Below are 23,737 nucleotides of genomic sequence, written 5' to 3' on the forward strand. Positions count from 1 at the left end.
GCATCAATATCCACTACGGGATTGTTGTCGCCATAAATGCGCGCCGACCAAGGCCTTCCAAGGAGCAAAATCAGCCAGCCATTTTTCTGCCTGTTCTGCGCTGACTTTATCTTCCTGATTGAGTAAATATTGGAGATTACGCCTTACGGCAACATCGCCATGCAGCGAACCATCCAGGTAATTGAACCCCCGTAGCAAGGCATAATTCACGGTCCACATGCCAATACCTTTAATAGCCAGCAGGCTATCCGTCAATAGTTTCACTTTATCTTCGCCCACGGGAATATTCAGCACCAACTCACCAGAATCAATACGTTGGCAAACCTGCAATAACGCATTGGCTTTCCCGACAGAAAAACCACATTGACGCAGATCATGCTGCGAACATTGCCTTATCTGCTTATTATTCGGGTGACACAATAACCCAGAAGAGTGCGGGATACCCACGGCTTGAATAAAACGCCGCCGAATGGAAATGGCGGCACTTAAACTAATTTGTTGCCCGATAATCGCCCAACTGAGCGCTTCAAAAGGGGTCGCGGATTGATAAATCCGTAATCCGGTTTGTCTGCTCACCAACTCGCCAATAACAGGATGATCTTGATAACGGGATTCGAATATGTCGACCGGTTGTTTTAAACCCAGCATATGGGAAGCCAGCGCCGATAATGCTTCATGTGGCGAAGCACAAACATTATCACCATCAATATCAAGCTGGATTTTCGCCCTGTTCTTTCCTATTGTGATAGTCAACAGCGCGGGATTTTCCTGCCAGATAATGCCTTTTTTAATTTGGTTCTGCTGCACAATTTCAGCAATCCCCAGACCATCCCTTTGATGAAAAGCTAAAAAGTCTCTGGTGTGATAATTATTAGGTAATATAATTTCTGTTAAACAGCTCGTGTTCATTAGGATAGCTCCAGAAACAGATTAGAATTGAGCCAACTATCTAACAGACTTCAAGTTTAGATACAATGGAAAATCAACAAATTTAGTCTACAAATCAACATGATCAATGTTATATTTAATTAATTCTTTATTTAATTTTTGAATTTGATATTTTGACGGGCTTAACACTAATAGATAAATGCCTATTCCCATCAGTAACGTCATACTTAAGGTAACCAAAAAGAAATCTAAAGCACTGCCGATTGTATTACTCAGTGCATCCGCTTTTAATAAAAAAACCATTAATACGACAAATGACAACGTGAAAAAATAGATTGAAAATAGTTTTTCAAACCAAGAAGTAAGATAATAAGAAGAACTGACTTTGACTTGAACGATGCCCGCATTTAATACCGTGTATGTTTTCAATTTTTTAAGGTTATCTATATATTCCGAACTCAATCCATTTTGTTTCAACCTGATAAATATATCCCTGAACTTATCAGATTTTATTTTGGTGATATCAAACATGATCTCAGATGCAATTTCATATTTGATATACTCTTTATCCCGTTCATTTAAATAAATACTATATTCATTCAGATATTTAATGTATTTTATCGCTTTTCTTTCTCTCAGCACGCATACATCTGCATAAAGTTTTTTTAAGACCGACAGGATAATACCAATAAACGTACCAATCGACCCTAAGACTTTCACGATATCATTACCATGTTTTACGATGTATTCAATCATGTTTTTACTCTAAAGAATTTAAAATATCTTTAAGTATATACCATGATAAATAGACGGGATCGTCTTCTATAATTGTGAGTGAAAAACATTGTGAATGAAAATCCCAAATGTGTTAACATCTGCCGCAGATTATTGTATATAGATACTGAAATGGCACTATTAATTACTAAACGCTGCATTAATTGTGATATGTGTGAACCCGAATGCCCGAATCAGGCCATCACCATGGGCGCGGAGATCTACGAAATTGAGCCTGGACGCTGTACCGAGTGCGTCGGGCATTATGAAAAGCCAACTTGCCAATCTGTCTGCCCGATCACGAATACCATTATCCTTGATCCTCACCATCAGGAAACCGAAGAGCAGTTATGGGATAAGTTTGTGCTCCTGCATCATGCTGATAAGATCTGAATTTAACTTTCCAATATCACTGTCGCACAGGCATAACGCCGCTCGTCTGCCAGTGTGACATGGATGGATGTGACATTCAGTTTGTTAGCCAGCACGTCAGCTTCACCATGAAGTTTCAACGTGGGTTTTCCCAGTGGATCGTTAATCACTTCAAATTGATTAAAGGCCAGTCCATTGCGGATACCTGTCCCAAGCGCTTTGGCTGCCGCTTCTTTAACTGCGAAGCGTTTTGCCAAAAAGCGGACAGGTTGGTGATGCTGCTGATATTGCTGCCACTCTCCGTCACTTAAAATACGCCTTGCCAGACGTTCACCTGAACGCCCGACAATGTCTTCAATACGGGATATTTCAACAATATCTGTGCCTAATCCAATAATGGCCATTAACGGCGCGCTTCCCGCAACAAGGTCTTCATATCGGCCACCGCCGCAGATAAGCCACTGAATACCGCACGGCCAATAATGGCATGCCCGATATTCAACTCATAAATTTCAGGTAAGGCGGCAATGCGTTGTACATTGTGATAGGTCAAACCATGACCGGCATTAACCTTAAGACCTTTAGCTGCCGCGTAAGTTGCCGCTTCTTTGATACGCAAAAACTCTTTTTCCTGCTGTATCTCATCTTCTGCATCGGCATACGCACCGGTGTGGATTTCAATAAAGGGTGCGCCCACTTCGGCAGCCGCATCAATTTGCTGATGATCCGCATCAATAAACAAAGACACCTGAATGCCCGCTGCCGATAAAGTCTTAACCGCCGCAGCGATGTGCGCTTTCTGCCCAAACACATCCAACCCGCCTTCGGTTGTGACTTCTTGGCGTTTTTCAGGAACTAAGCAACAGAAAGCTGGTTTGATCTGACAGGCAATCCCCACCATTTCGTCGGTTACCGCCATTTCGAGGTTCATGCGGGTTTGAATGGTTTTGTCCAATAATTGAACATCCCGGTCAGTAATATGGCGGCGATCTTCACGCAGGTGAACCGTTATACCATCAGCACCCGCCTGTTCTGCAACAAATGCAGCCTGAACAGGATCAGGATATTGTGTCCCACGGGCATTACGTAAGGTTGCAATGTGATCAATGTTGATACCTAACAATACCTCAGCCATTTTTAGCTCCTGCAATAATATAAGATTCAATAAAGTTTACACTCTTCATCATGAAGAATTTACCATGAAAAAGTGGCTTACTTTAGTTTTCATTTTTCTTGTTGGGATGATCAGTTTTTTTACGCACGAATTGACGAAAGAGTTCACGGCTTTTTAACGGTTTCCCGCCCAAATACGGTTTTAAAGCAATGCGGGTAAAACGCTTCGCCGCCTTCAATGTTGCCGGATCAGGAAATTCGCCAGTTGCCAACGCCTTGAGTTCATAACCGGTAAAACTGAAGTGATCCACAACCAAACTGGCGATAAATCCTTTTTCCTCACGATAACGGTAAGTCATGATATCCGATACCGGTTCACCGCTGCCGGCACAGTGAAGATAATCGACACCGTATCCCATATTGGTAAGTAATGCTAATTCAAAACGACGCAATGCACTTTCTGGTGTATATTCACTCGCCGCAAGGGATTGTAAACACTGGAGGTAATCAAAAAAAAGTGCGGGATATGCCGTGCCTTGCTCAAGGACTCTGGACAACAGCTCATTCACGTATAAACCGCTGTAGAGCACACTTCCCGTTAAGGGGAGAGCCAATGAGATAGGCTCTGCATCTCTTAATGTCTTGATTTCCCCCCGCCCACTCCAACGAATGAGCAGCGGGGTGAACGGTTGCAAGCAACCTTTTAGATTGGAGCGACGGCTGCGTGCTCCTTTCGCTAAGACACGTACCCGCCCTTCGTTTTCAGTAAAGAAATCCAGTAATAAACTGGTTTCACTGTAAGGGCGCCCATGAAGCACGAAGGCTCTCTGCCAGCCGTCCACACATCAGCCTTATAAGTCGTCGATGTAACCGAGGCTACGTAGCGCCCGTTCATCATCCGCCCAGCCTGACTTCACTTTTACCCACAATTCCAGGTGGACTTTCATATCAAACAGCTTTTCCATATCCTGACGGGCTTCTATACCAATCGTTTTGATTTTGCTGCCTTTATTACCAATCACCATTTTCTTCTGACCGTCACGCTCGACCAGAATCAAACCGTGGATCGTATAACCGCCACGCTCATTGGTAACAAATTGTTCAATTTCCACTGTCACAGAATAGGGCAGTTCTTCACCCAAAAAACGCATGAGTTTTTCACGGATGATTTCTGACGCCATAAAACGCTGTGAGCGGTCAGTAATGTAATCTTCAGGGAAGTGGTGTTCCGCCTGTGGGATATGATTACGTGCTATTTTGGCAATGGTATCAACATTCATGCCTTTTTCTGCACTCATCGGCACAACGTCGATAAAATTCATCTGTTGGCTGAGAAAACCGATATGGGGCAGAAGAAGGGCTTTATCTGTCACATTGTCCACTTTATTGATAGCCAGTAAGACAGGACAACGTAAATGACGCAATTTATTCACCACCATTTCATCATCGGGTGTCCAGTGCGTACCTTCCACAACAAAAATAACCAGTTCGACATCACCAATAGAGCTGCTCGCCGCACGGTTCATCAAACGGTTGATCGCCCGTTTTTCTTCAATATGCAGACCCGGTGTATCAACATAGATGATTTGGTAAGCCCCTTCCGTATGAATCCCCATGATGCGATGCCGCGTCGTTTGAGGTTTACGGGAGGTGATGGATACTTTCTGACCCAATAACTGATTCAATAACGTTGATTTACCGACGTTGGGCCGACCGACTATTGCCACAAATCCGCAATAGTTTTTTTCTTCGCTCATTCAAGCTCCAATTGTTTTAATGCTTGTTCCGCAGCCGCCTGCTCTGCCTTGCGGCGACTGGAACCGATTCCTCTGACAGGCTGTTCAAATCCACTGACCTGACAGTGAATGGTAAATTCCTGATCATGTGCTTCCCCACGAACCTGAACCACCAGATAGGTAGGCAACGGCAAATGACGCCCTTGCAAATATTCCTGTAAACGTGTTTTAGGATCTTTTTGCTTATCACCTGGGCTAATTTCATTCAAACGAGTTTCATACCAATTCAGGATAATCTTTTCGATGGTCTGAATATCGCTATCAAGAAAAATAGCGCCGATTAAAGCCTCAATGCTATCCGCTAAAATGGATTCGCGACGATGCCCTCCACTCTTTAACTCACCCGGCCCCAGACGCAGGCATTCACCCAATTCAAATTCTCTGGCCAGTTCTGCCAGTGTATTCCCACGCACCAATGTTGCTCGCATGCGGCTCATATCCCCTTCATCAACACGGGGGAAACGTTGGTACAACGCATTGGCAATGACAAAACTCAGGATAGAGTCGCCAAGAAATTCTAAACGTTCATTATGCTTACTGCTGGCACTGCGGTGAGTTAACGCTTGAAGCAACAAATCGTGCTGTTTAAAGGTATATCCTAGCTTATGTTGTAACCGGTTCGTTATTATGGCGTTCATGTGCTACCAATTCAGTTAGAATTCATCAAATAAAAGCACACGCAACAGACCTGTGGGGCAACTTGTGGTATGCCTTACAAAACTGTTGCGTTTGCACTGGCTCCCAAAGCATTTATCGTCTTAGGGAGCCAGTCATCTCGTTTGAAAGAATATTCTACACTGTGAGATAAATTAATGCTGCGCTAATATATAAATATTAGTGAATTCCACCAATTCGACTAAAACGCACGCCAGTAGGCCACTCACCTTCTTGTTTTTCAAAGCTCATCCAGATGGCAGTAGCACGGCCGACCAGATTTTTCTCCGGAACAAATCCCCATGAACGGCTATCATCACTATTGTCACGGTTATCACCCATCGCAAAATAGTGCCCTTTAGGAACAACCCACGTCCCCGCCGGCAAGCCTTCTTGGGAGAAACCAGGGAAACGTTGTATTACAGGGATAGTCAAAATATGGTGTGACACATCACCTAAATTTTCAACGCGTTCGCCTTGGCGGAGAGAATATGGCCCTATGGGTTCATCAACAGGAACCTGATAAACGCCATTGATACGAACACCTTCGGGTGTTACATCTTCTTTTATCGTCCAGTCACTTGGGAACGCATTCCGATAAGTCACCGGTAAATCGCCCTTGCATTGTGTATTCCAACCACAGCCAGGGTAAACCTGAAGCTCTTTGTTGACGTAATCGTAAACGATCTTATCCCCAGGCAAGCCAATAATGCGTTTGACAAAATCGATAGTTGGGTTCTTCGGGTATTTGAAAACGGCAATATCCCCCCGCTTCGGCTCACCCGTCTTGATTAAGGTGGTTTGCGTAATCGGATCTTTTAAACCATAAGCAAATTTTTCAACCAGAATGAAATCCCCGATCAGCAGTGTCGGCATCATTGAACCCGAAGGGATCTGAAAAGGTTCATACACAAAAGAACGCAGAACCAACACAATGGCTAACACGGGAAAGACAGAGGCAAGTGTTTCAACCCATGAAGGTTTGTTAAGTTCTTTCGCCAAAGCGCCCTGAGCTTCTGCGCCGGTCGCCTGTTCCTGAATATGAGCAAGTTTTTTCTTACGTTCAGGTGCGAACTTAAATCGCTCTATGCACCAAAGAATGCCGGTGATTAACGTTGCTAACGTTAATATCAAGGCAAAAGTGTTAGCCATTTGAACTCCTTACGACCTTATTAATTATCTTTGCCAACATGCAGAATCGCTAAGAAGGCTTCCTGCGGCAGTTCAACGTTTCCGACCTGCTTCATGCGTTTTTTACCCTCTTTCTGTTTCTGCAACAGCTTTTTCTTACGGCTGACGTCACCGCCATAACATTTCGCTAATACGTTTTTACGTAACTGCTTAACGGTAGAGCGCGCAATAATGTGAGTACCTATGGCAGCCTGAATCGCAATGTCAAATTGCTGGCGTGGAATAAGTTCTTTCATCTTTTCCACCAGCTCACGCCCACGGTATTGCGAATTGTCACGGTGGGTAATCAAAGCCAGCGCATCCACACGCTCACCATTAATCAACACATCCACACGAACCATGTCTGAATTCTGGAAGCGGGTAAAGTTATAATCCAGAGAGGCATAACCACGCGAAGTTGATTTCAAGCGGTCAAAGAAATCCAGCACAACTTCCGCCATCGGAATTTCATAGGTCAGTGCAACCTGATTACCGTGATAGATCATATTCGTTTGCACACCGCGTTTTTCTACACAGAGTGTAATGACGTTACCAAGGTACTCTTTCGGCAACAACATGTGACATTCTGCAATCGGCTCACGCAGTTCATGGATATTGTTTAACGCCGGCAACTTAGATGGACTATCAACGTAGATAATATCACCACTGGTTGTCTCAACTTCATAAACAACGGTTGGTGCCGTTGTGATCAAATCGAGATCGTATTCACGTTCCAAACGTTCCTGAATGATCTCCATATGCAGCAAGCCGAGGAAACCACAGCGGAAACCGAAGCCCAATGCAGTAGAACTTTCTGGTTCATAGAATAATGAAGCGTCATTTAAGCTCAGTTTGCCTAACGCATCACGGAAGGCTTCATAATCATCAGAACTGACCGGGAACAGCCCCGCATAAACTTGCGGTTTAACCTTTTTAAAACCAGGCAGTGCTTTTTCCGCAGGCTGGCGGGAAGTTGTCAAGGTATCCCCGACCGGCGCGCCCAGAATATCTTTGATGGCACAGACCAACCAGCCCACTTCACCACAATTCAATACATCACGATCAACACGTTTCGGGGTGAAAATCCCCAGACGGTCAGCGTTGTATACCTGTCCGGTACTCATTACCTTAACTTTATCACCCTTACGCAACGTACCGTTTTTGATACGAACCAGTGAAACCACACCCAGGTAATTATCAAACCACGAGTCAATAATCAGAGCCTGCAATGGTGCATCCGGATCACCTTCCGGTGCGGGGATTTCTTTTACCAGACGCTCAATCACATCCTGTACGCCGATACCCGTTTTGGCCGAACAACGCACCGCATCGGCGGCATCAATACCGACAATATCTTCGATTTCTTCGGCAACACGCTCTGGTTCAGCCGCCGGAAGGTCGATTTTGTTCAGAACCGGAACCACTTCCAGATCCATTTCAATGGCGGTATAACAGTTAGCCAAGGTCTGGGCTTCAACCCCCTGACCCGCATCAACCACCAGCAAGGCACCTTCACAGGCGGCCAGTGAGCGGGAGACTTCGTAAGAGAAATCCACATGCCCCGGTGTATCGATAAAGTTTAATTGGTAAACTTGCCCGTCATTTGCCTTGTAATCAAGCGTAACACTTTGTGCTTTGATCGTGATCCCACGTTCACGCTCAAGATCCATTGAATCCAGTACTTGTGCTGCCATTTCGCGATCAGACAGACCACCACAGATTTGAATAATCCGGTCAGATAGCGTGGATTTACCGTGGTCAATGTGGGCGATAATGGAGAAATTTCGTATTTGCTTCATTATTAAATCTTTTTTGCCTTAATATTTCTGAATCATTCGCCTATGGACACATTGATGGACATAAAGCGACAGTTTATTGGTTCGGCCACTGGCCTGAGGAGCCGTATTCTACATGCCAAACCCGCGAAAACCAAACGAGTGGGAAAACCGTTTTCAATAATAAATTATTGTTGAAGTGCGTAGGGTAAAACAGATTACTCTTGCGGTAGTACCTTAATCGCATCAGGAGGTAAACCAATTTGTAATACAACGGGCTGGTAGGCTTGCAATTTATCCCAATACGCAGCAATCTTGCGGGCAATGAAGAAACCCGCGAACCCACCGCCAATTCCCCCTAAACCGATCCCTAATTGGTCAGTTGTCCAGAGTTGGAAAAGAGCTGCACCCAAAAACAGCCCCAACAAGGGTGTCAGATAAACCAGCATGGCTGAACGTAACAGGCTGCTTTCAGGAATACCGACTTCAACCTTCTGTCCCGGTTGCAGTGGTTGAGAAATTTCAACTTCCAACTGATGGATGCTTTCCGGCCCTATTTTTTCCAGTAAATAAGAACCACAGGCTGTTTTGGCCTGACAGCTACCACAGCCCGACGATGAACCGTAACGCAATAATGCACGGCCTTTTTGCCAACGGACAACCGTTGCCCACTCTTTAACCATCAGTTTCCTCCCGTAAACGTCACGCTGGCTGCAATTCGCTCGGCGGTGGCGAAAGGCAGCTCCCCAATGACTGTTATGCTGTTTTTACCTCTGGCCAAAGTATAAACCGTTCTCCTGCCTTGTCGAAATGGTTGTTCATCAACAACCTTTTTATCTGAGTTCACGACATTGACAGAAAAATTAAACAATCCATCACTATACATAATGGACCCTAGCCATTCTGTCTCTGATAACTTACGACTACTACGGGATATCTCTTTGAAACCCTCAGGTATTTTTCCAACCATCCAATTAAACTTCAACTTATCAGAAGACGGAATAAGTAACATGGGCGGTAATTTCAAATCAGTAATCGAACTCAGCTCCGTTTTAATCGTGTCATTCACAGTTAATGACACGACACGGAATTGCTCAATGACAGTTTTATTGTCTTTATCCAAAAGATCTATCAGCAGAGGGAGATGATTTTTCTCATCAATCAGAAGGTTATAGTTATAGCGAGATTCATCTTTCGCTATGATACGCACAAAATTCGCGGGGTGATCGCCAACCTGCGTACTGCCTGCATCAATAAAACGATAAAATTTCTGTAATTGTGCAAAATCGGCAAAGATGATTGGCGGGAGATAATCAACGATATGTGTACCGCGTATGCTAAATGAGTCCAATCCTGGTTCGTAATAACTGATTTGGTCACCGCGTTGGACAATCTCCCTGCGTGAAACATCCATTTGTATGATTTGGCCGATAGCCTGCCCATCAATAATGGCATGACGGTAACGCAAGGGAATAAGAAATTGCTGCCCTAAAATGATAAAGCCAACTTCATAATTTAGCGTTTGTACCGCCTGACTCATATCCTGTAACAAAGCCTCAGCGCTGCTTTGTTGCGCTGAGGCTTTCAGAGGATTTATCAGGCTACTTGCCAATAAAAAAACGACAACCCAAATGCGTTTCATCACCGATGCTGTGACTGTTGTGGTGCTTGTGCTCCAGGAATCTGATTAGTCTGGGTGATACCCTCATTTTTTTCAGCGTGGATGCGGCGGGCGAGTTCATATTGCTGCAACATTGCATCAATTCGCTTGTTGCTTTCCCGCACTTGCATACTCAGGTCACCACCGAAAGTTTCTTCTTCGGCCGGCGTCGCTAAACCCACTGTTGAGGCGGTTCCCATTACTGGCAATGTATTAAAGGCGGGCGCCTCAAACTGGTTATCAGTCTCAACACTGCTATCACTATTATGTTGCTGAACACCGATAATCACGGCCAGCGATACACAGGCAGCAACGCCAACTTGTGCAATTTGACTCTTCCATGTGCGGATTTTGTTCCAAAACGGCAGGTTAGCCCATGTTTCAGGTTTTGGCTGAGATTCCAGAACCGCTGCCGGGTTGATATGAACGGGTTCTTTTTCAAGTGCCAAAGCGACTTGACTCGCAATATCCAAGTGCAATACATCCCCCACATCGCCACGCAGCACATCACGTACAAGGTGATATCTTTCCCACTGTTTCTGCATGACCGCATCTTCAGAGACCAAATGAACGACTTCACTATCAAGAGCTTCTCCATCCATCAATGCGGAAAGTTTTTCTCTTTGCATGCCAAAGTACCCTTAGATATTGTTTTGTCCCACTATATTGTTGGATCAGTATTGTTGGATCAGTTTATTGTTGGATCAGTGGTTGAACTTTATTATCAATCGCTTCCCTTGCCCGGAAAATTCGTGAACGCACCGTGCCTACAGGACATTCCATGATGTCGGCTATTTCTTCATAGCTCAACCCATCCAACTCCCTCAACGTAATCGCTATCCTCAAATCTTCCGGAAGCGATTCAATCGTGCGGAAAACCACTTCCTTTAATTCTTCAGACAACATTAAGTTCTCAGGGTTCGAAATTTCTTTTAATGAACTTGAAGTATCGTAATTTTCTGCGTCGTTCGCATCCAAGTCATTGGAGGGTGGACGGCGCCCCTGAGCAACCAAATAATTTTTCGCAGTGTTAACGGCAATACGGTACAGCCATGTATAAAAAGCACTATCACCCCGGAAAGAAGACAGTGCCCGATAAGTCTTAATGAAAACCTCTTGGGCAACATCAGGAACGTCGCCTTGAGGTACGTAACGAGCAATCAAGCTCGCTACTTTGTGCTGGTATCTTATCACCAGCAAATTAAATGCTTTTTGATCGCCCTTCTGGACGCGTTCAATCAGCATTTGATCCGTTAACTGCTCGCTCATCCGAGGTTCACTCTCCTGAGGTAAAACTCCACATTTATACTTAAATTAAACCAAGATGATGTTCTGATTTCCCGAACAAGCATGACTTTGAGTATCAATTTACTGTGAAGTTCAACTTTAGCTGTAATCTTTATTACAACCACCTGTTATTCTCGTATTGCACTTTTTCTATATCATAGTCTCTATTTCACAAGACACGCGATTTTAATCTGGGAAAAAGAAAGTCTTGGCGCTATTATATCGGAAAATATAATTTACCATCTTAATAGTGCTAACATTATCAATAATAAAGATAAAAATCTGTTACTAACTGACGAAATTGCTCTGAATAAGTGCCATCCGAGGAACGAAGGGTTAATTCACTCACTTGAATGTCCTGTTCTTGCAGTGATAATCCCAGCAATAGGCGATGTAACGGCTTGTCTGGCCGATCACGTACATTGACGCGAAAATGGGTAAACCATCCCAAATCTGACGCCATTTTTTCAAATTGTTCCCCAATGCCATAAGGCAGTACCAGACAAAATAACCCTGTCGGCACCATCAATTTCTGTACGCACGCCAAGAGCCCCTGATGCGTCAGTGACGCCGTATAACGAGCCTGATTGCGTGCTTCGTTTCGGCATGCAATAGCCGGCTCAAAATAGGGAGGATTGCTAACAATCAAATCGTATTGGGCGCTGATTCGCTGCAACTTATTTTGTTGCTCATTTTGCTGCACGAAATCATAAATATCCTGCTGATATACCGTAATACGGGAAGGCCACGGTGATTGCTGCACATTATCAACCGCCTGCATTGCCGCAAGAACATCCAGTTCCACGGCATCAATAAGGGTATTAGCTTTGGTACGTTGAGCTATCATCAACGCAATCAAACCACTACCACAGCCAATATCCAGACATCTTTTCCTGTTATATACTGGCGCCCAGGCGCCTAACAGCACACCATCCGTCCCGACTTTCATCGCACATTTATCGTGTCCGACAAAAAACTGTTTAAATGTAAAACCACCGCGGCGAAAAGCGGGTTTTTGTATCGATGCCATGACCCATATCTGCTGAAATTAGAATTTGTCATAGCATAAATCTTATGGCCGGCGGATAAAAGCAACCGACTCATTGGATGCTTTTATAGGATGAAGAATGCGCTTAACCTGTTTATAATCGGCGGCTCCAAATAGAGGTATATGATGACTGCGACAAACTTTTCCGAATTCGAACTTGATGAATCCCTGCTTGAAGCACTGAACGAAAAAGGCTACGAACGCCCGACCGCCATTCAGGAAGCAGCCATTCCTGCGGCGATGGACGGACGCGATGTATTAGGATCTGCGCCGACAGGTACAGGTAAAACCGCCGCTTACCTGCTTCCGGCACTACAGCATTTACTGGATTTTCCTCGCAAAAAATCGGGGCCTCCACGTATCCTGATTTTGACCCCAACCCGTGAACTGGCCATGCAGGTTGCAGAACAAGCGAAAGAATTTGCGGCCCATACCCATTTGGACATTGCCACCATAACGGGGGGCGTTGCCTATATGAATCACGCGGAAGTATTCAGTGAGAATCAGGATATTGTTGTCGCAACGACCGGGCGTCTGCTGCAATACATCAAAGAAGAAAATTTCGACTGCCGTGCAGTAGAAACGCTGATCCTTGATGAAGCTGATCGCATGTTGGATATGGGATTTGCCAATGATGTCGAAACGATTGCCGGTGAAACGCGCTGGCGCAAACAAACGTTGTTATTCTCTGCAACGCTGGAAGGGGAATCCATCCGTGATTTTGCCGAGCGCCTGTTAACTGATCCGGTTGAGATAGATGCGGAACCTTCTCGCCGCGAGCGCAAAAAAATTCAGCAATTTTATTATCGTGCTGATTCGTTGGCGCATAAAACTGCCTTGCTGTGTCACCTTCTCCAGCAATCTGATGTCACGAAATCCATTGTGTTTGTGCGTAAACGTGAGCGTGTACGTGAGCTTGTCGATGAGTTGAGTCAGGCAGGCATTCAGGCTTCTTTCCTTGAGGGTGAAATGGTGCAGGCCAAGCGCACAGATGCCGTGAAGCGCTTGAATGATGGCAAAGTTAACGTTCTGGTCGCCACTGATGTTGCTTCCCGCGGATTGGATATCGAAAACGTCAGCCACGTCTTTAACTTTGATTTACCGCGTACTGCGGATGTTTACCTGCACCGGATTGGCCGTACTGCCCGCGCAGGCCGTAAGGGAACCGCCATTGCGCTGATTGAGGCGCACGATCACCTTCTTTTGGGTAAAATCAGCCGTTATCTCAACGAGCCGTTGAAAATCCGGGTTGTTGATGAACTTCGCCCACAAACCAAAGCACCCAGTGAGAAAAAGAGCTATAAGCCATCCAAAAAAGTGCTGGCAAAACGCAAAGAGAAGAAGAAAACAGAAGATGTGAAGAAAAGCCGCGTGAAAGTGCGTCATCGCGACAGTAAAAATATCGGTAAACGCCGTGCTCCTTCTGGCAATTCTAGACCAGAATTAACGGAATCCAGCAACGATTAATTCTGGCAGCGATTATTTGTAAAACATAAGCGGATTTAGAACATGGGCGAAGTCATGCAATGGCTTCGCCCATGTTCTGCCAGACGGTTCTCCCCGTCTGAACGCTAAATATTACACAGCATAAGACGGTTCACTTTGCTGGGTATTCAACCAAGGCTTATGCTGCGCCATAGATTCGACGACAGCTTCCAAAAAATGGGCTTTAAAGACATGAAGGCCATACCGATCAGGCATAATAACATCCCATATGCTGTCCAATTCATATTCATACTTAAGCTCTATTGTGTGTCCCATCGGTTGATGAAATTGCAATGTTTTTTGCAATTTACCCAACCAATCATGTTGGACGGCATAATGGCGTATCAAGCCACTGTCAGCCAATTCACGAGCGACTTCAGGTGATATTCCCATGTGTTTCAATGTCGCGTCAGAAACACTCACCGAGTTGTAAATAACGGCTGGCTTCCCTGTTGCCAATGCCGCCACTGTGGCTAATCCGCCTCCCAGTGAATGTCCGGTGAAAACGACATTTTCACCAAATGTTTCTAATGCCTTATGCGCCAATTCCACGGCTTGATTATACTGCTTCTCATTGAAACCCAGCCCCTGGCGAACACTAACCATAAAATCCTTTAATTCATTCGATCCGGTGAAAGAGACAATATATAGCCCGTTGTTATGGTATACCCCAGCTTGAAACCCGCTTGAATAATCATTCAGCGTGCCCGGATCTATGCCTGCTTTTGATAACTCCTCATTAGACAAACGCACATAATCACCAATCCCTAAACTATGTTGTCGATAAACATCACGGGTAACCAACGTCAGGGAATAATCGGTGAGTTGGGATTGTTTTCCGGCAATATCATTGGCTGTCAATCCGGGAGCGGCCATCGCGCTGGCATTTAAATTACTCATTAACGATTGATAGAGTGCATTAGCCTGTTGAGTGTTTTCTGAAAGCGAAATGCCTGAGGAAGAACTGTGATCAACTTTTTTGTCTGGCGGTGACTGCGCTGGAGATTGAGATTGGGGTTGCAGAGAATTTCCCTGTAATGAATAGATCCCTAAGTTGCTAAAAAAATCGGTATTAACGGATAAAGTCATAAGATTCTCCTACAGATTATTCAGGTTTGATGTGGTTTAAAAACCCAAACTCTCTATCGGCAGAATATTTAACAATGTTAAAGCAAATTTAATTTTTAATTAACAAATTTAATTTCCATAAATAAAATATGGAATTGTTTTTTCTGATTTATGCCTATAAAAAAGGGAGTATTGACTCTCCCTTTAGGCTCTTTTCTTGGTACAAGAATTACAGGCTTTCTGTAAAAGTACGCGTAATAACATCACGCTGCTGTTCCGGCGTCAGTGAATTAAAGCGTACAGCATAACCCGATACGCGAATAGTCAACTGAGGGTATTTTTCGGGGTGTTTTACCGCATCTTCCAACGTTTCACGCCGCAAGACATTAACATTCAGATGTTGCCCGCCCTCTACACGAACAGTCGGTTTAAATTCCAACGGAATTTCGCGATATTCAAATTGTCCCAACTCCTCTTTGACAACAATCTGGCCTTCATCGTAATCTGCTTTGGCACAGAGACAACGCGCTTCATTTTTTTCATCATCCAACAGCCAAAAAGAATTCATCAATGCAGCGTTGTCAGATTGGGTAATTTGAATCCCAGTAATCATTTATACCTCCAACATTATCAGCTTGGTTATTATTCCTGATTTCCTGTATACCAGTACGGATAAGAAGGTTCTTTGATTGAAATCAACTAAGGGTTTCCCTATCCCAAGGGAATCGGTAAGCTTAAGTCATTTGATAATCATCTAGAAAGGGATTGGCTATGTCCGCACCTCTTACATGGCACGATGTCATCGGCAATGAAAAGAAACAGCCTTATTTTGTTGATACATTGGCTTATGTCGCCAATGAACGTCAGGCTGGAAAAACCATTTATCCGCCTCAGAAAGATGTCTTCAACGCATTTCGCTATACCGAATTGCCCGATGTAAAAGTGGTGATTTTGGGGCAAGACCCTTACCACGGGCCAAATCAAGCCCACGGTCTGGCTTTCTCTGTACAGCCGGGTATCCCTGCTCCACCTTCTCTCGTTAATATGTACAAGGAACTGGAATCGGATATTGCTGGATTTGCCCGCCCCAATCACGGTTGTTTGCTCAGTTGGGCAAAACAGGGGGTATTATTGCTCAATACCGTGCTGACCGTTGAACGCGGCAACGCACATTCCCATGCGAATTTGGGGTGGGAAACATTTACTGACAAAGTGATTGCAGCCATCAATGAACATCGCAGCGGGGTTATTTTCCTGCTTTGGGGATCTCATGCCCAGAAAAAAGGCCGTTTTATTGATACTCAACGCCATCATGTATTAAAAGCGCCGCATCCTTCACCTTTGTCTGCCCATCGTGGTTTTTTAGGCTGTAAACATTTTTCACAAGCCAATAAGCTGCTGGAAGCGCAAGGATTGCCGCCAATAGATTGGGATCCTCAATTGCCCCAATAACCGATTTCTACCGACAAAAATGCCGCCTTTTAAATGGCGGCATTGTACACGGGATAGCGTGACGTTATTTAGAAACAGCAACCATGGCAGGACGCAATAAGCGGCCATTCAAAGTATAGCCTTTCTGCATCACCAACATAACTTGATTTGGTTCATGCTGATCAGATTCCATCATGGTCATCGCCTGATGCACTTCTGGATTGAAAGGGACACCGGTGTCACCGACCACTTCAACACCAAACTTACCTACTGCATCAATAAACGCTTTCAGAGTCAGTTCAATACCTTCAACCATTGGCAACAGTGCTTCATTGGTACGATCAGCCGCCTCTAATGCACGTTCCAGATTGTCGATAACAGGCAGAAGTTCATTGGCAAATTTTTCCAATGCAAATTTGTGTGCCTTTTCGACATCCAATTCAGTACGGCGGCGAATGTTTTCCACTTCAGCACGCGCACGTAACATCGCATCACGTTCGTTAATCTGAGCCTGTTTCAGTTGTTCTTCCAACTCAGCGACACGCGGATCAACAACGTTTTCAGTCTCTGGTGCCTCTGTCTGTTCCGCACTTATTTGTTGCTCTAATACATTTTCTGTATTTTCTGCGACTTGCTCATCAGGTACTTTTTGGTCTTTACTACTCATGAATATCTCCGCGTATTTGTATTATCTTCGCCATTCTCGCTTATTATGGGGATCAAAACGCGGGATTCAAGGGAGCACATTATATTGTGAGGGCAAAACCATATGCTGAAGGAAATAACAGCAATGAATAATGAATTCAAATGCATCGGTATTGTCGGTCGGCCACGTCACCCTGAAGCGTTGGCTACCCATGAAATGCTGTACCATTGGCTGGTATCTAAAGGTTATTGCGTCATTGTGGATAGGCAGGTCGCGAAAGACATTAACTTAAAAAATGCCCAGACTGGAGGGCTAACAGAAATCGGCAAAATCGCTGATCTTGTGATTGTTGTCGGTGGTGATGGCAATATGCTTGGGGCAGCCAGAGTATTATCGCGTTATGACATCAAAGTCATTGGCATCAACCGCGGAAATCTAGGCTTCTTGACGGATTTGGACCCCGATAATGCTTTACAGCAACTATCCGAAGTTTTGGCGGGCAAATTTCGGGACGAAAAACGCTTTCTGCTCGAAGCACAAGTGACAAAAACGGGACATAAATCCCGACGCAGCACGGCGCTCAATGAAGTCGTATTACATCCAGGCAAAGTTGCCCATATGATTGAATTTGAAGTCTATATTGATGAACGTTTCGCTTTTTCCCAACGTTCAGACGGTTTGATCATCGCCACACCGACTGGCTCTACGGCCTATTCACTGTCTGCGGGAGGGCCTATATTAACCCCAAACTTGAATGCCATCGTGCTAGTGCCAATGTTTCCACATACCCTCTCGGCACGCCCTCTCGTTATCAGCAGTGAAAGCAGCATTCGACTGAAATTTACCCAAAATAGCAGTGACTACGAAGTCAGTTGTGACAGCCAGATCGTCTTGCCAATCCAAGAGGGTGAAGAAGTGATTATCAAACGCAGTGACTATAATCTGCACTTAATTCATCCAAAAGATTACAACTACTTCAATACACTGAGCACAAAACTGGGTTGGTCAAAAAAAATGTTCTAAAAACAAGTTTCCCTACTTTACTGTATAAAAAACCAGTTTATACTGTACGAAAGCACAGACATGTTTTTATGCACAGGAATGTGTTCTTACGGTGTAGGAACATATTTTTATATACAGTAAAAGGAAGGAGGAGCACGATGCTGACTCAACTGACCATCAGTAATTTTGCTATCGTTCGCGAACTTGAAATTGATTTTCGCTCAGGAATGACGGCAATAACGGGTGAAACCGGAGCCGGTAAATCCATAGCGATTGATGCACTGGGTTTATGTCTTGGCAATCGTGGCGAAGCCAATATGGTTCGCCCAAGTGCTCCACGTACCGACCTTTGTGCCCGCTTTTCACTGGCTGATGCGCCTTCTGCCCGCAAATGGCTGGTAGAGCACCAGCTTGATGGCAGTTTTGATGATGATAATGAGTGCCTGCTGCGTCGCACCATCACCGCTGACGGGCGCTCTCGCGGTTTTATCAATGGTACTGCTGTACCCCTTTCCCAATTACGTGAATTAGGTTCACATCTGATCCAAATCCACGGGCAACATGCTCATCAATTGTTATTAGAGAATCGTCACCAAAGGCGCTTACTGGATATTTACACGGGCGATTTTGAACTTCAATATGAAATGAAACAGGCTTACCAACAATGGCGCCAAAGCTGTCAGGCGCTCTCCCAATTCCAACAACAAGCCCTTGAGCGTCGCTCACGCCAGCAATTACTGGAATATCACCTGAAAGAACTGAATGAACTGTCACCACAATCCGGTGATTATCAGGAGCAAGATAGCGAATACAAACGGCTGGCAAACTGCGGGCAATTTCTGTCCGTCAGCCAAAACATTCTCCAGCTTCTAAGTGATAACGATGAGCAGAACATTACCCGCCTCCTCAACTATGCGCGAAGTGAACTGACCGAGCTTGCCAGCATGGATCACAAACTCAGTAGCCTGCTTAACATGCTGGAAGAAGCGGCTATCCAAGTCAATGAAGTCAGTGATGAATTACGTCATTACAGCGACCAGTTGGAACTGGACCCTAACCGTTTATTCGAACTGGAACAGAAAATTTCCCAACAAATCAACATGGCTCGTAAACATCATGTTTCACCAGAAGAGTTACCTGCATTACATCAACAGTTATTGGAAGAGCAATATCAGTTATCCCAACAGGAAGATGATTGTGCCCACCTGAGTGAATTAGTCAGCCTCCACTACCAGCAAGCTCTAACAGTGGCAGAAAAATTACACCATATTCGTCAGAAATATGCCGCAGAACTGAGCCAACTGATCACAAACAGTATGCACCAACTTTCTATGCCTCATGGCCGCTTTACCATTGATGTCACCTTTGAACCGGAGCATTTAAATATTGATGGAGCCAGTAAAGTCGAATTCAATGTTACAACCAACCCCGGCCAACCTCACCAGCCACTGGCAAAAGTCGCATCAGGTGGTGAACTTTCCCGCATTGCACTGGCGATCCAAGTCATTACAGCGAAGAAAATGGAAACCCCTGCGCTCATTTTCGATGAAGTGGATGTGGGTATCAGCGGCCCAACAGCAGCAATTGTTGGTCGTCTGCTACGTGAATTGGGGGAATCAACCCAAGTGATGTGTGTTACCCATTTACCTCAAGTTGCAGGATGTGGACATCAGCATTTTTATGTTAGCAAGCAAACCGATGGCGAAGAAACAGAAACCCAGATGCAACTATTGGATAAAAAAGCACGACTCCAAGAGCTGGCGCGGCTTCTGGCGGGCAGTGAGGTAACTAAAAATACACTGGCCAATGCAAAAGAACTGTTGGCGGCATAAATTAATCCAACTTTTTTGTATAATTGCAGTCATAGGTAAATGCGTAGAGGTTTTCAATCTCTTCAATGTTTATTATTATCGACGGCCTGACTCCTCAAGGAATGTAATTACTATGCGCTGTAAATTGTTGACTGCCGCTACTGTATCACTTGTTATGCTGACTGCGGGTTGCTCCATGTTTGAGCGAATTGTTTATCGTCCTGATATTAATCAAGGGAACTACCTTACGCCGGCTGCGGTAGCAAAAATCCATAAAGGAATGACTCAGCAGCAAGTTTCTTACACTTTGGGAACACCAATGCTGACCGATCCATTTGGCAGCCAAACCTGGTATTACGTTTTCCGCCAACAACCCGGTCATGGGAAAACAACGCAAGAAACCCTGACACTGACCTTTGATGACAAAGGTGAGCTAACTGATATCAAGAATGAAAAGTCACTGCCAGAGAATCAGTGAGGTGTGTTTTATTTATTCGCCAGTCGATAACCTGGCGAATAAATAGGCATCATTGCGCATTATTTTTAGCGCGCTCCGCGCGCTTACGGCGCATTTCTTTTGGATCAGCAATCAGAGGGCGATAAATCTCTACACGATCTCCCTCTTCCAGCGTATCAGTCAATTTGGCAGGGCGGCTATAAATGCCCACTTTATTTTGGGTCAAATCGATATCATGACGTAATGTCAAAAGGCCAGATGCGACAATCGCCTGTTCAACGGTTGCGCCTTGCGGCACTTTCACATTACGCAGATATTGCCGTTCCGGCAGAGCATAAACGACTTCAATATTAATCTCAGACATTGTAAACCTCACGCGCACGTTGGGTAAACGCCTGAACCATATTACCAGCCAACTCTTTAAACACTTTGCCAAAAGCCAATTCAATCAACTTGTTGGTAAATTCAAAATCGAGATGCAGCTCAACTTTACAGGCATCCTCACTTAACGGAGTAAAATGCCAGCCCCCCATCAACTTGCGGAAAGGCCCATCAACAAGCTGCATATTGATGCGCTTATTATCAAATAACGTATTACGTGTTACAAACGTCTTACTGATCCCTGCCTTAGCGACATCAACGGAAGCCGTCATTTCATTATTACTACTGCTTATTACACGACTTCCCACACATCCAGGCAAAAAATCCGGATAGGACGTCACATCGTTGACCAATTTATACATTTGTTCCACGCTGTAAGGCACTAGCGCAGAGCGACTAATCTGTGGCATATCATTTCCTGTAAAACATAACAGCGCTGAATAATATCACTTAAATGTGGTTAAATAAAAACCCGCTGACATTTAGCATAATAAATGTGCACTTATCGCTAAATATCATGCAGAAGAGATTTCTTTCACTAACGCATACAGTATAATACAACGCATTATGACAAAGAAAAAAGCACACAAACCCGGTTCGGCAACAATTGCCATGAATAAGCGAGCCCGCCACGAATACTTCATTGAAGAAGAATTCGAAGCAGGCTTATCCCTACAAGGTTGGGAAGTCAAATCACTGCGCGCTGGCAAGGCTAACATCAGTGAGAGTTATGTTTTACTCAAAGATGGTGATGCTTATCTTTTTGGTGCCACAATTACGCCCTTGAATGTTGCTTCTTCCCATGTAGTTTGTGATCCGACGCGGTCACGCAAACTATTACTTAACAAACGTGAACTTGATTCACTGTATGGTCGAGTCAATCGAGAAGGCTACACCATCGTCGCACTTTCCATGTATTGGAAAAATGCTTGGAGCAAAGTCAAAATTGGCGTTGCGAAAGGTAAAAAAGCGCACGATAAACGTTCAGATATTAAAGAACGTGAATGGAAATTAGACAAAGCGCGAATTATGAAGAATTCTGGGCGTTAATCACTGGCATTATCTCCCAATATTCTGATATACTTGCCGTTAACACACTTGGGGCTGATTCTGGATTCGACGGTATTCGCGAAACCCAAGGTGCATGCCGAGGGGCGGTTGGCCTCGTAAAAAGCCGCAAAACAATAGTCGCAAACGACGAAAACTACGCACTGGCAGCTTAATAACCTGCTCAGAGCCCTCTCTCCCTAGCCTCCGCTCTTAGGACGGGGATCAAGAGAGGTCAAACCCAAAAGAGATCGCGTGGATGCCTTGCCTGGGGTTGAAGCGTTAAATCCAATCAGGCTAGTTTGTTAGTGGCGTGTCTGTCCGCAGCTGGCAAGCGAATGTAAAGACCAGACTAAGCATGTAGTACCGAGGATGTAGGAATTTCGGACGCGGGTTCAACTCCCGCCAGCTCCACCATTTTTGTATTCGGAAATCATCAGAATACACTGAAAACCCAAGAAAAAGCCCTAAATCATAAAGACTTAGGGCTTTTTTATTGCCCGTTAGTATTCGTTTAGTATCGTTATAACTCGATAGTTTTAGTAGTATGTTTAGTAGTAAATCGGCTACACTACAAAAATACTTACTACCAAAACGTAAATGTCCGAGTGTCCAAGAGAAACTCATATATATAGTTAAGTTTTTCGCAAAAAATGATGTCCCGCCGTCCCAATACACTTAACCATATGATATATACACAAAAAACCTAGGACACCCCCGTCCCTATCATTTTTTGGAGCACGTCCCAAAACTTGAAAAATCAGACTTAATTACTTGATTTAAAACAAAAATATCAACAGGGGCACTAGACCACAGGGGGACACAGCACAAGGTTAAAGAGGTAAAAAGTTAGTAGTAACAGCCCAACTACACCAATAAATGCTTACTACAGCTCCCTAGAACACTTACTACTACGGTTAGAGCTGCCCGATGCCTAAAAAGATAACGCCGCTTTCCCCTACAACGGTATCCAATGCTAAAGCCAAGCTTGATAGCAAAACTGGTAAGCCCAAAGATACGATTTATCGTGACGGGGATAATTTAGAACTCCTCGTTAAAACATCAGGTATTAAGCTTTGGTATTTCCGATACTACAAACCATTCACCCAAAAGCGCACGATGATTGCATTTGGTGAATATCCCTCTGTTAAGTTGGCAGACGCTCGCCGACTCAAAGACGAAGCAAAAGCAATGCTGGCTAAAGATATTGATCCTGTCGATTGGCGTAAACAGCAAGCGGCGGCAATACAGGAAGAGAACAGCAACACCTTAAAGAATATTGCTTCACGCTGGTTCGAAGTGAAGAAAACCACTGTCAGCGAGGATTACGCCAAAGATATTTGGCGCTCACTGGAGAAAGATATTTTCCCCAAACTCGGCGAAATGCCGATATCAAATCTGAAAGCACCTATGCTGGTGGAAGTGCTCAAGCCTATCGAAGCAAGGGGCAATCTGGAAACGATTAAACGGCTGACCCAACGAACGGTAGAGATCATCGACTACGCCATGAATTTAGGCGTTATTGATGCCAACCCTTTTACCACTGTAAGCAAGGCATTCCCCAAGCCAAAGAAAAAACACAATCCTACCATTCGACCCGAAGAACTCCCCGGATTAATGCAAGCGCTATCTATTGCAAGAATAGAACGGCAAACACGCTTAGTCATTGAGTGGCAACTATTAACTGCCATGCGCCCGGGAGAAGCGGTAAAAGCCCGTTGGTCTGAAATAGACTTTGATAACAGAATCTGGAATGTTCCAGCGGAAACAATGAAAATGGATCGCCCTCACACAGTGCCTCTATGCCAACCCGCCTTAGACATTCTTGAAGTTATGAAGCCTATCAGTGGACATAGAGAATTTATCTTTCCT

27 protein-coding genes and 1 other RNA gene are annotated in these 23,737 nt (G+C 44.6%); 9 read left to right on the top strand and 19 right to left on the bottom strand.

All coding sequences use genetic code 11. The features are described from left to right. Positions 1 to 3 precede the first annotated feature (3 nt). Positions 4 to 909 (bottom strand): DNA-3-methyladenine glycosylase family protein, encoded by a 906-nt coding sequence (locus PSI15_RS09630; RefSeq protein WP_273583349.1) that lies wholly within the window; start codon positions 907 to 909, stop codon positions 4 to 6. Positions 910 to 996: 87 nt separating this feature from the next. After that, on the bottom strand, positions 997 to 1,644 hold the full coding sequence (locus tag PSI15_RS09635; RefSeq protein WP_045971775.1) for a hypothetical protein: 648 nt from the start codon (positions 1,642 to 1,644) through the stop codon (positions 997 to 999). Between the two features lie 150 nt (positions 1,645 to 1,794). On the opposite strand from PSI15_RS09635, the gene PSI15_RS09640 reads away from it, so the two are divergent. Continuing rightward, positions 1,795 to 2,055 carry a YfhL family 4Fe-4S dicluster ferredoxin gene (locus PSI15_RS09640; protein ID WP_273583350.1) on the top strand — a complete coding sequence of 87 codons (261 nt, stop codon included), beginning with the start codon at positions 1,795 to 1,797 and terminating at the stop codon, positions 2,053 to 2,055. 2 nt (positions 2,056 to 2,057) lie between these two features. Here PSI15_RS09640 and acpS read toward each other — a convergent pair whose 3' ends face one another. From acpS to trmN, 12 genes are all read right to left on the bottom strand, one after another. Next, positions 2,058 to 2,438 (bottom strand): holo-ACP synthase, encoded by a 381-nt coding sequence (acpS, locus tag PSI15_RS09645; RefSeq protein WP_273583351.1) that lies wholly within the window; start codon positions 2,436 to 2,438, stop codon positions 2,058 to 2,060. Further along, positions 2,438 to 3,169: a pyridoxine 5'-phosphate synthase gene (gene pdxJ / locus PSI15_RS09650; protein ID WP_273583352.1), complete on the bottom strand. Its 732-nt coding sequence runs from the start codon at positions 3,167 to 3,169 to the stop codon at positions 2,438 to 2,440. The genes acpS and pdxJ overlap by 1 nt, the downstream gene beginning before the upstream one ends. An 82-nt stretch (positions 3,170 to 3,251) precedes the next feature. After that, a complete protein-coding gene (gene recO, locus PSI15_RS09655) occupies positions 3,252 to 3,989 on the bottom strand; it encodes a DNA repair protein RecO (RefSeq protein WP_273583353.1) in 738 nt (245 codons plus the stop codon). Positions 3,990 to 3,998: 9 nt separating this feature from the next. Further along, positions 3,999 to 4,904, bottom strand: a complete 906-nt coding sequence (gene era, locus PSI15_RS09660) for a GTPase Era (RefSeq protein ID WP_273583354.1) — start codon at positions 4,902 to 4,904, stop codon at positions 3,999 to 4,001. Beyond that, on the bottom strand, positions 4,901 to 5,581 hold the full coding sequence (gene rnc, locus PSI15_RS09665) for a ribonuclease III (RefSeq protein WP_045971785.1): 681 nt from the start codon (positions 5,579 to 5,581) through the stop codon (positions 4,901 to 4,903). The genes era and rnc overlap by 4 nt, the downstream gene beginning before the upstream one ends. Before the next feature lie 196 nt (positions 5,582 to 5,777). Beyond that, a complete protein-coding gene (gene lepB / locus PSI15_RS09670) occupies positions 5,778 to 6,749 on the bottom strand; it encodes a signal peptidase I (RefSeq protein ID WP_273583355.1) in 972 nt (323 codons plus the stop codon). 20 nt (positions 6,750 to 6,769) lie between these two features. Then, positions 6,770 to 8,566 carry a translation elongation factor 4 gene (gene lepA / locus PSI15_RS09675; protein WP_273583356.1) on the bottom strand — a complete coding sequence of 599 codons (1,797 nt, stop codon included), beginning with the start codon at positions 8,564 to 8,566 and terminating at the stop codon, positions 6,770 to 6,772. Between the two features lie 194 nt (positions 8,567 to 8,760). Beyond that, the gene (gene rseC, locus PSI15_RS09680) at positions 8,761 to 9,225 is read right to left on the bottom strand and encodes a SoxR-reducing system protein RseC (RefSeq protein ID WP_273583357.1); all 465 of its coding nucleotides are present in this window, start codon (positions 9,223 to 9,225) and stop codon (positions 8,761 to 8,763) included. Then, a complete protein-coding gene (rseB, locus tag PSI15_RS09685; protein ID WP_273583358.1) occupies positions 9,225 to 10,184 on the bottom strand; it encodes a sigma-E factor regulatory protein RseB in 960 nt (319 codons plus the stop codon). Before rseB ends, rseC begins: the two co-directional genes overlap by 1 nt. Then, entirely contained in the window at positions 10,184 to 10,831 is a 648-nt protein-coding gene (gene rseA, locus PSI15_RS09690; protein ID WP_045971795.1) for an anti-sigma-E factor RseA, read from the bottom strand. Before rseA ends, rseB begins: the two co-directional genes overlap by 1 nt. A 64-nt stretch (positions 10,832 to 10,895) precedes the next feature. Continuing rightward, positions 10,896 to 11,471 carry an RNA polymerase sigma factor RpoE gene (gene rpoE, locus PSI15_RS09695; protein ID WP_045971797.1) on the bottom strand — a complete coding sequence of 192 codons (576 nt, stop codon included), beginning with the start codon at positions 11,469 to 11,471 and terminating at the stop codon, positions 10,896 to 10,898. A gap of 280 nt (positions 11,472 to 11,751) precedes the next feature. Then, positions 11,752 to 12,519 carry a tRNA(1)(Val) (adenine(37)-N(6))-methyltransferase TrmN gene (gene trmN, locus PSI15_RS09700; protein WP_273583359.1) on the bottom strand — a complete coding sequence of 256 codons (768 nt, stop codon included), beginning with the start codon at positions 12,517 to 12,519 and terminating at the stop codon, positions 11,752 to 11,754. Between the two features lie 144 nt (positions 12,520 to 12,663). Here trmN and srmB point away from each other — a divergent pair, with 144 nt between their 5' ends. Next, entirely contained in the window at positions 12,664 to 14,004 is a 1,341-nt protein-coding gene (gene srmB, locus PSI15_RS09705; RefSeq protein WP_273583369.1) for an ATP-dependent RNA helicase SrmB, read from the top strand. Between the two features lie 111 nt (positions 14,005 to 14,115). On the opposite strand, the gene PSI15_RS09710 is transcribed toward srmB, so the two are convergent. Together PSI15_RS09710 and grcA are read right to left on the bottom strand one after the other, a co-directional pair. Beyond that, positions 14,116 to 15,111, bottom strand: coding sequence for a phospholipase (locus tag PSI15_RS09710; RefSeq protein ID WP_273583360.1), 996 nt, complete (start codon positions 15,109 to 15,111; stop codon positions 14,116 to 14,118). A 208-nt stretch (positions 15,112 to 15,319) separates the two neighbouring features. Continuing rightward, the gene (gene grcA / locus PSI15_RS09715; RefSeq protein ID WP_273583361.1) at positions 15,320 to 15,703 is read right to left on the bottom strand and encodes an autonomous glycyl radical cofactor GrcA; all 384 of its coding nucleotides are present in this window, start codon (positions 15,701 to 15,703) and stop codon (positions 15,320 to 15,322) included. 158 nt (positions 15,704 to 15,861) lie between these two features. Here grcA and ung point away from each other — a divergent pair, with 158 nt between their 5' ends. Next, on the top strand, positions 15,862 to 16,542 hold the full coding sequence (ung, locus tag PSI15_RS09720; protein ID WP_273583362.1) for a uracil-DNA glycosylase: 681 nt from the start codon (positions 15,862 to 15,864) through the stop codon (positions 16,540 to 16,542). A gap of 64 nt (positions 16,543 to 16,606) precedes the next feature. Here the strand turns inward: ung and grpE are convergent, their stop codons facing one another. Then, the gene (gene grpE / locus PSI15_RS09725) at positions 16,607 to 17,188 is read right to left on the bottom strand and encodes a nucleotide exchange factor GrpE (RefSeq protein WP_273583363.1); all 582 of its coding nucleotides are present in this window, start codon (positions 17,186 to 17,188) and stop codon (positions 16,607 to 16,609) included. 123 nt (positions 17,189 to 17,311) lie between these two features. Between grpE and nadK the strand changes: the two genes are divergently transcribed. The 3 genes from nadK (at position 17,312) to bamE (ending at position 20,458) form a co-directional block, all read left to right on the top strand. Then, complete coding sequence (nadK, locus tag PSI15_RS09730) at positions 17,312 to 18,190, top strand: NAD(+) kinase (RefSeq protein WP_273583364.1); 879 nt, start codon at positions 17,312 to 17,314, stop codon at positions 18,188 to 18,190. Between the two features lie 137 nt (positions 18,191 to 18,327). After that, positions 18,328 to 20,001, top strand: coding sequence for a DNA repair protein RecN (gene recN, locus PSI15_RS09735; protein ID WP_273583365.1), 1,674 nt, complete (start codon positions 18,328 to 18,330; stop codon positions 19,999 to 20,001). Positions 20,002 to 20,113: 112 nt separating this feature from the next. Further along, entirely contained in the window at positions 20,114 to 20,458 is a 345-nt protein-coding gene (gene bamE, locus PSI15_RS09740; RefSeq protein WP_045971816.1) for an outer membrane protein assembly factor BamE, read from the top strand. A 49-nt stretch (positions 20,459 to 20,507) separates the two neighbouring features. Here bamE and PSI15_RS09745 read toward each other — a convergent pair whose 3' ends face one another. Next, positions 20,508 to 20,801 carry an RnfH family protein gene (locus PSI15_RS09745; RefSeq protein ID WP_045971818.1) on the bottom strand — a complete coding sequence of 98 codons (294 nt, stop codon included), beginning with the start codon at positions 20,799 to 20,801 and terminating at the stop codon, positions 20,508 to 20,510. After that, on the bottom strand, positions 20,794 to 21,228 hold the full coding sequence (locus PSI15_RS09750) for a type II toxin-antitoxin system RatA family toxin (protein ID WP_045971820.1): 435 nt from the start codon (positions 21,226 to 21,228) through the stop codon (positions 20,794 to 20,796). Before PSI15_RS09750 ends, PSI15_RS09745 begins: the two co-directional genes overlap by 8 nt. Before the next feature lie 157 nt (positions 21,229 to 21,385). Between PSI15_RS09750 and smpB the strand changes: the two genes are divergently transcribed. The 3 genes from smpB to PSI15_RS09765 form a co-directional block, all read left to right on the top strand. Continuing rightward, positions 21,386 to 21,868, top strand: a complete 483-nt coding sequence (smpB, locus tag PSI15_RS09755; RefSeq protein WP_045971822.1) for an SsrA-binding protein SmpB — start codon at positions 21,386 to 21,388, stop codon at positions 21,866 to 21,868. A 50-nt stretch (positions 21,869 to 21,918) separates the two neighbouring features. Then, positions 21,919 to 22,282, top strand: a transfer-messenger RNA (tmRNA) gene (gene ssrA, locus PSI15_RS09760). A gap of 513 nt (positions 22,283 to 22,795) precedes the next feature. After that, the coding region (locus tag PSI15_RS09765; protein ID WP_273583366.1) for a phage integrase central domain-containing protein at positions 22,796 to 23,737 on the top strand (942 nt) is incomplete at its 3' end.

This window comes from Xenorhabdus sp. PR6a (assembly GCF_028599065.1).
Taxonomy (GTDB): Bacteria; Pseudomonadota; Gammaproteobacteria; order Enterobacterales; family Enterobacteriaceae; genus Xenorhabdus; species Xenorhabdus doucetiae.

Excerpts from the sequence above, each read along its gene's own strand:
- pdxJ (WP_273583352.1), bottom strand. The coding sequence starts at position 3,169 with ATGGCTGAGGTATTGTTAGGTATCAACATTGATCACATTGCAACCTTA.
- PSI15_RS09630 (WP_273583349.1), bottom strand. The coding sequence starts at position 909 with ATGAACACGAGCTGTTTAACAGAAATTATATTACCTAATAATTATCAC.
- PSI15_RS09745 (WP_045971818.1), bottom strand. The coding sequence starts at position 20,801 with ATGTCTGAGATTAATATTGAAGTCGTTTATGCTCTGCCGGAACGGCAA.
- PSI15_RS09710 (WP_273583360.1), bottom strand. The coding sequence starts at position 15,111 with ATGACTTTATCCGTTAATACCGATTTTTTTAGCAACTTAGGGATCTAT.
- srmB (WP_273583369.1), top strand. The coding sequence starts at position 12,664 with ATGACTGCGACAAACTTTTCCGAATTCGAACTTGATGAATCCCTGCTT.
- ung (WP_273583362.1), top strand. The coding sequence starts at position 15,862 with ATGTCCGCACCTCTTACATGGCACGATGTCATCGGCAATGAAAAGAAA.
- rseA (WP_045971795.1), bottom strand. The coding sequence starts at position 10,831 with ATGCAAAGAGAAAAACTTTCCGCATTGATGGATGGAGAAGCTCTTGAT.
- acpS (WP_273583351.1), bottom strand. The coding sequence starts at position 2,438 with ATGGCCATTATTGGATTAGGCACAGATATTGTTGAAATATCCCGTATT.
- PSI15_RS09635 (WP_045971775.1), bottom strand. The coding sequence starts at position 1,644 with ATGATTGAATACATCGTAAAACATGGTAATGATATCGTGAAAGTCTTA.
- rseC (WP_273583357.1), bottom strand. The coding sequence starts at position 9,225 with ATGGTTAAAGAGTGGGCAACGGTTGTCCGTTGGCAAAAAGGCCGTGCA.
- rnc (WP_045971785.1), bottom strand. The coding sequence starts at position 5,581 with ATGAACGCCATAATAACGAACCGGTTACAACATAAGCTAGGATATACC.
- smpB (WP_045971822.1), top strand. The coding sequence starts at position 21,386 with ATGACAAAGAAAAAAGCACACAAACCCGGTTCGGCAACAATTGCCATG.
- lepB (WP_273583355.1), bottom strand. The coding sequence starts at position 6,749 with ATGGCTAACACTTTTGCCTTGATATTAACGTTAGCAACGTTAATCACC.
- grpE (WP_273583363.1), bottom strand. The coding sequence starts at position 17,188 with ATGAGTAGTAAAGACCAAAAAGTACCTGATGAGCAAGTCGCAGAAAAT.
- lepA (WP_273583356.1), bottom strand. The coding sequence starts at position 8,566 with ATGAAGCAAATACGAAATTTCTCCATTATCGCCCACATTGACCACGGT.
- bamE (WP_045971816.1), top strand. The coding sequence starts at position 20,114 with ATGCGCTGTAAATTGTTGACTGCCGCTACTGTATCACTTGTTATGCTG.
- recN (WP_273583365.1), top strand. The coding sequence starts at position 18,328 with ATGCTGACTCAACTGACCATCAGTAATTTTGCTATCGTTCGCGAACTT.
- trmN (WP_273583359.1), bottom strand. The coding sequence starts at position 12,519 with ATGGCATCGATACAAAAACCCGCTTTTCGCCGCGGTGGTTTTACATTT.
- era (WP_273583354.1), bottom strand. The coding sequence starts at position 4,904 with ATGAGCGAAGAAAAAAACTATTGCGGATTTGTGGCAATAGTCGGTCGG.
- rpoE (WP_045971797.1), bottom strand. The coding sequence starts at position 11,471 with ATGAGCGAGCAGTTAACGGATCAAATGCTGATTGAACGCGTCCAGAAG.
- grcA (WP_273583361.1), bottom strand. The coding sequence starts at position 15,703 with ATGATTACTGGGATTCAAATTACCCAATCTGACAACGCTGCATTGATG.
- PSI15_RS09640 (WP_273583350.1), top strand. The coding sequence starts at position 1,795 with ATGGCACTATTAATTACTAAACGCTGCATTAATTGTGATATGTGTGAA.
- rseB (WP_273583358.1), bottom strand. The coding sequence starts at position 10,184 with ATGAAACGCATTTGGGTTGTCGTTTTTTTATTGGCAAGTAGCCTGATA.
- PSI15_RS09750 (WP_045971820.1), bottom strand. The coding sequence starts at position 21,228 with ATGCCACAGATTAGTCGCTCTGCGCTAGTGCCTTACAGCGTGGAACAA.
- nadK (WP_273583364.1), top strand. The coding sequence starts at position 17,312 with ATGAATAATGAATTCAAATGCATCGGTATTGTCGGTCGGCCACGTCAC.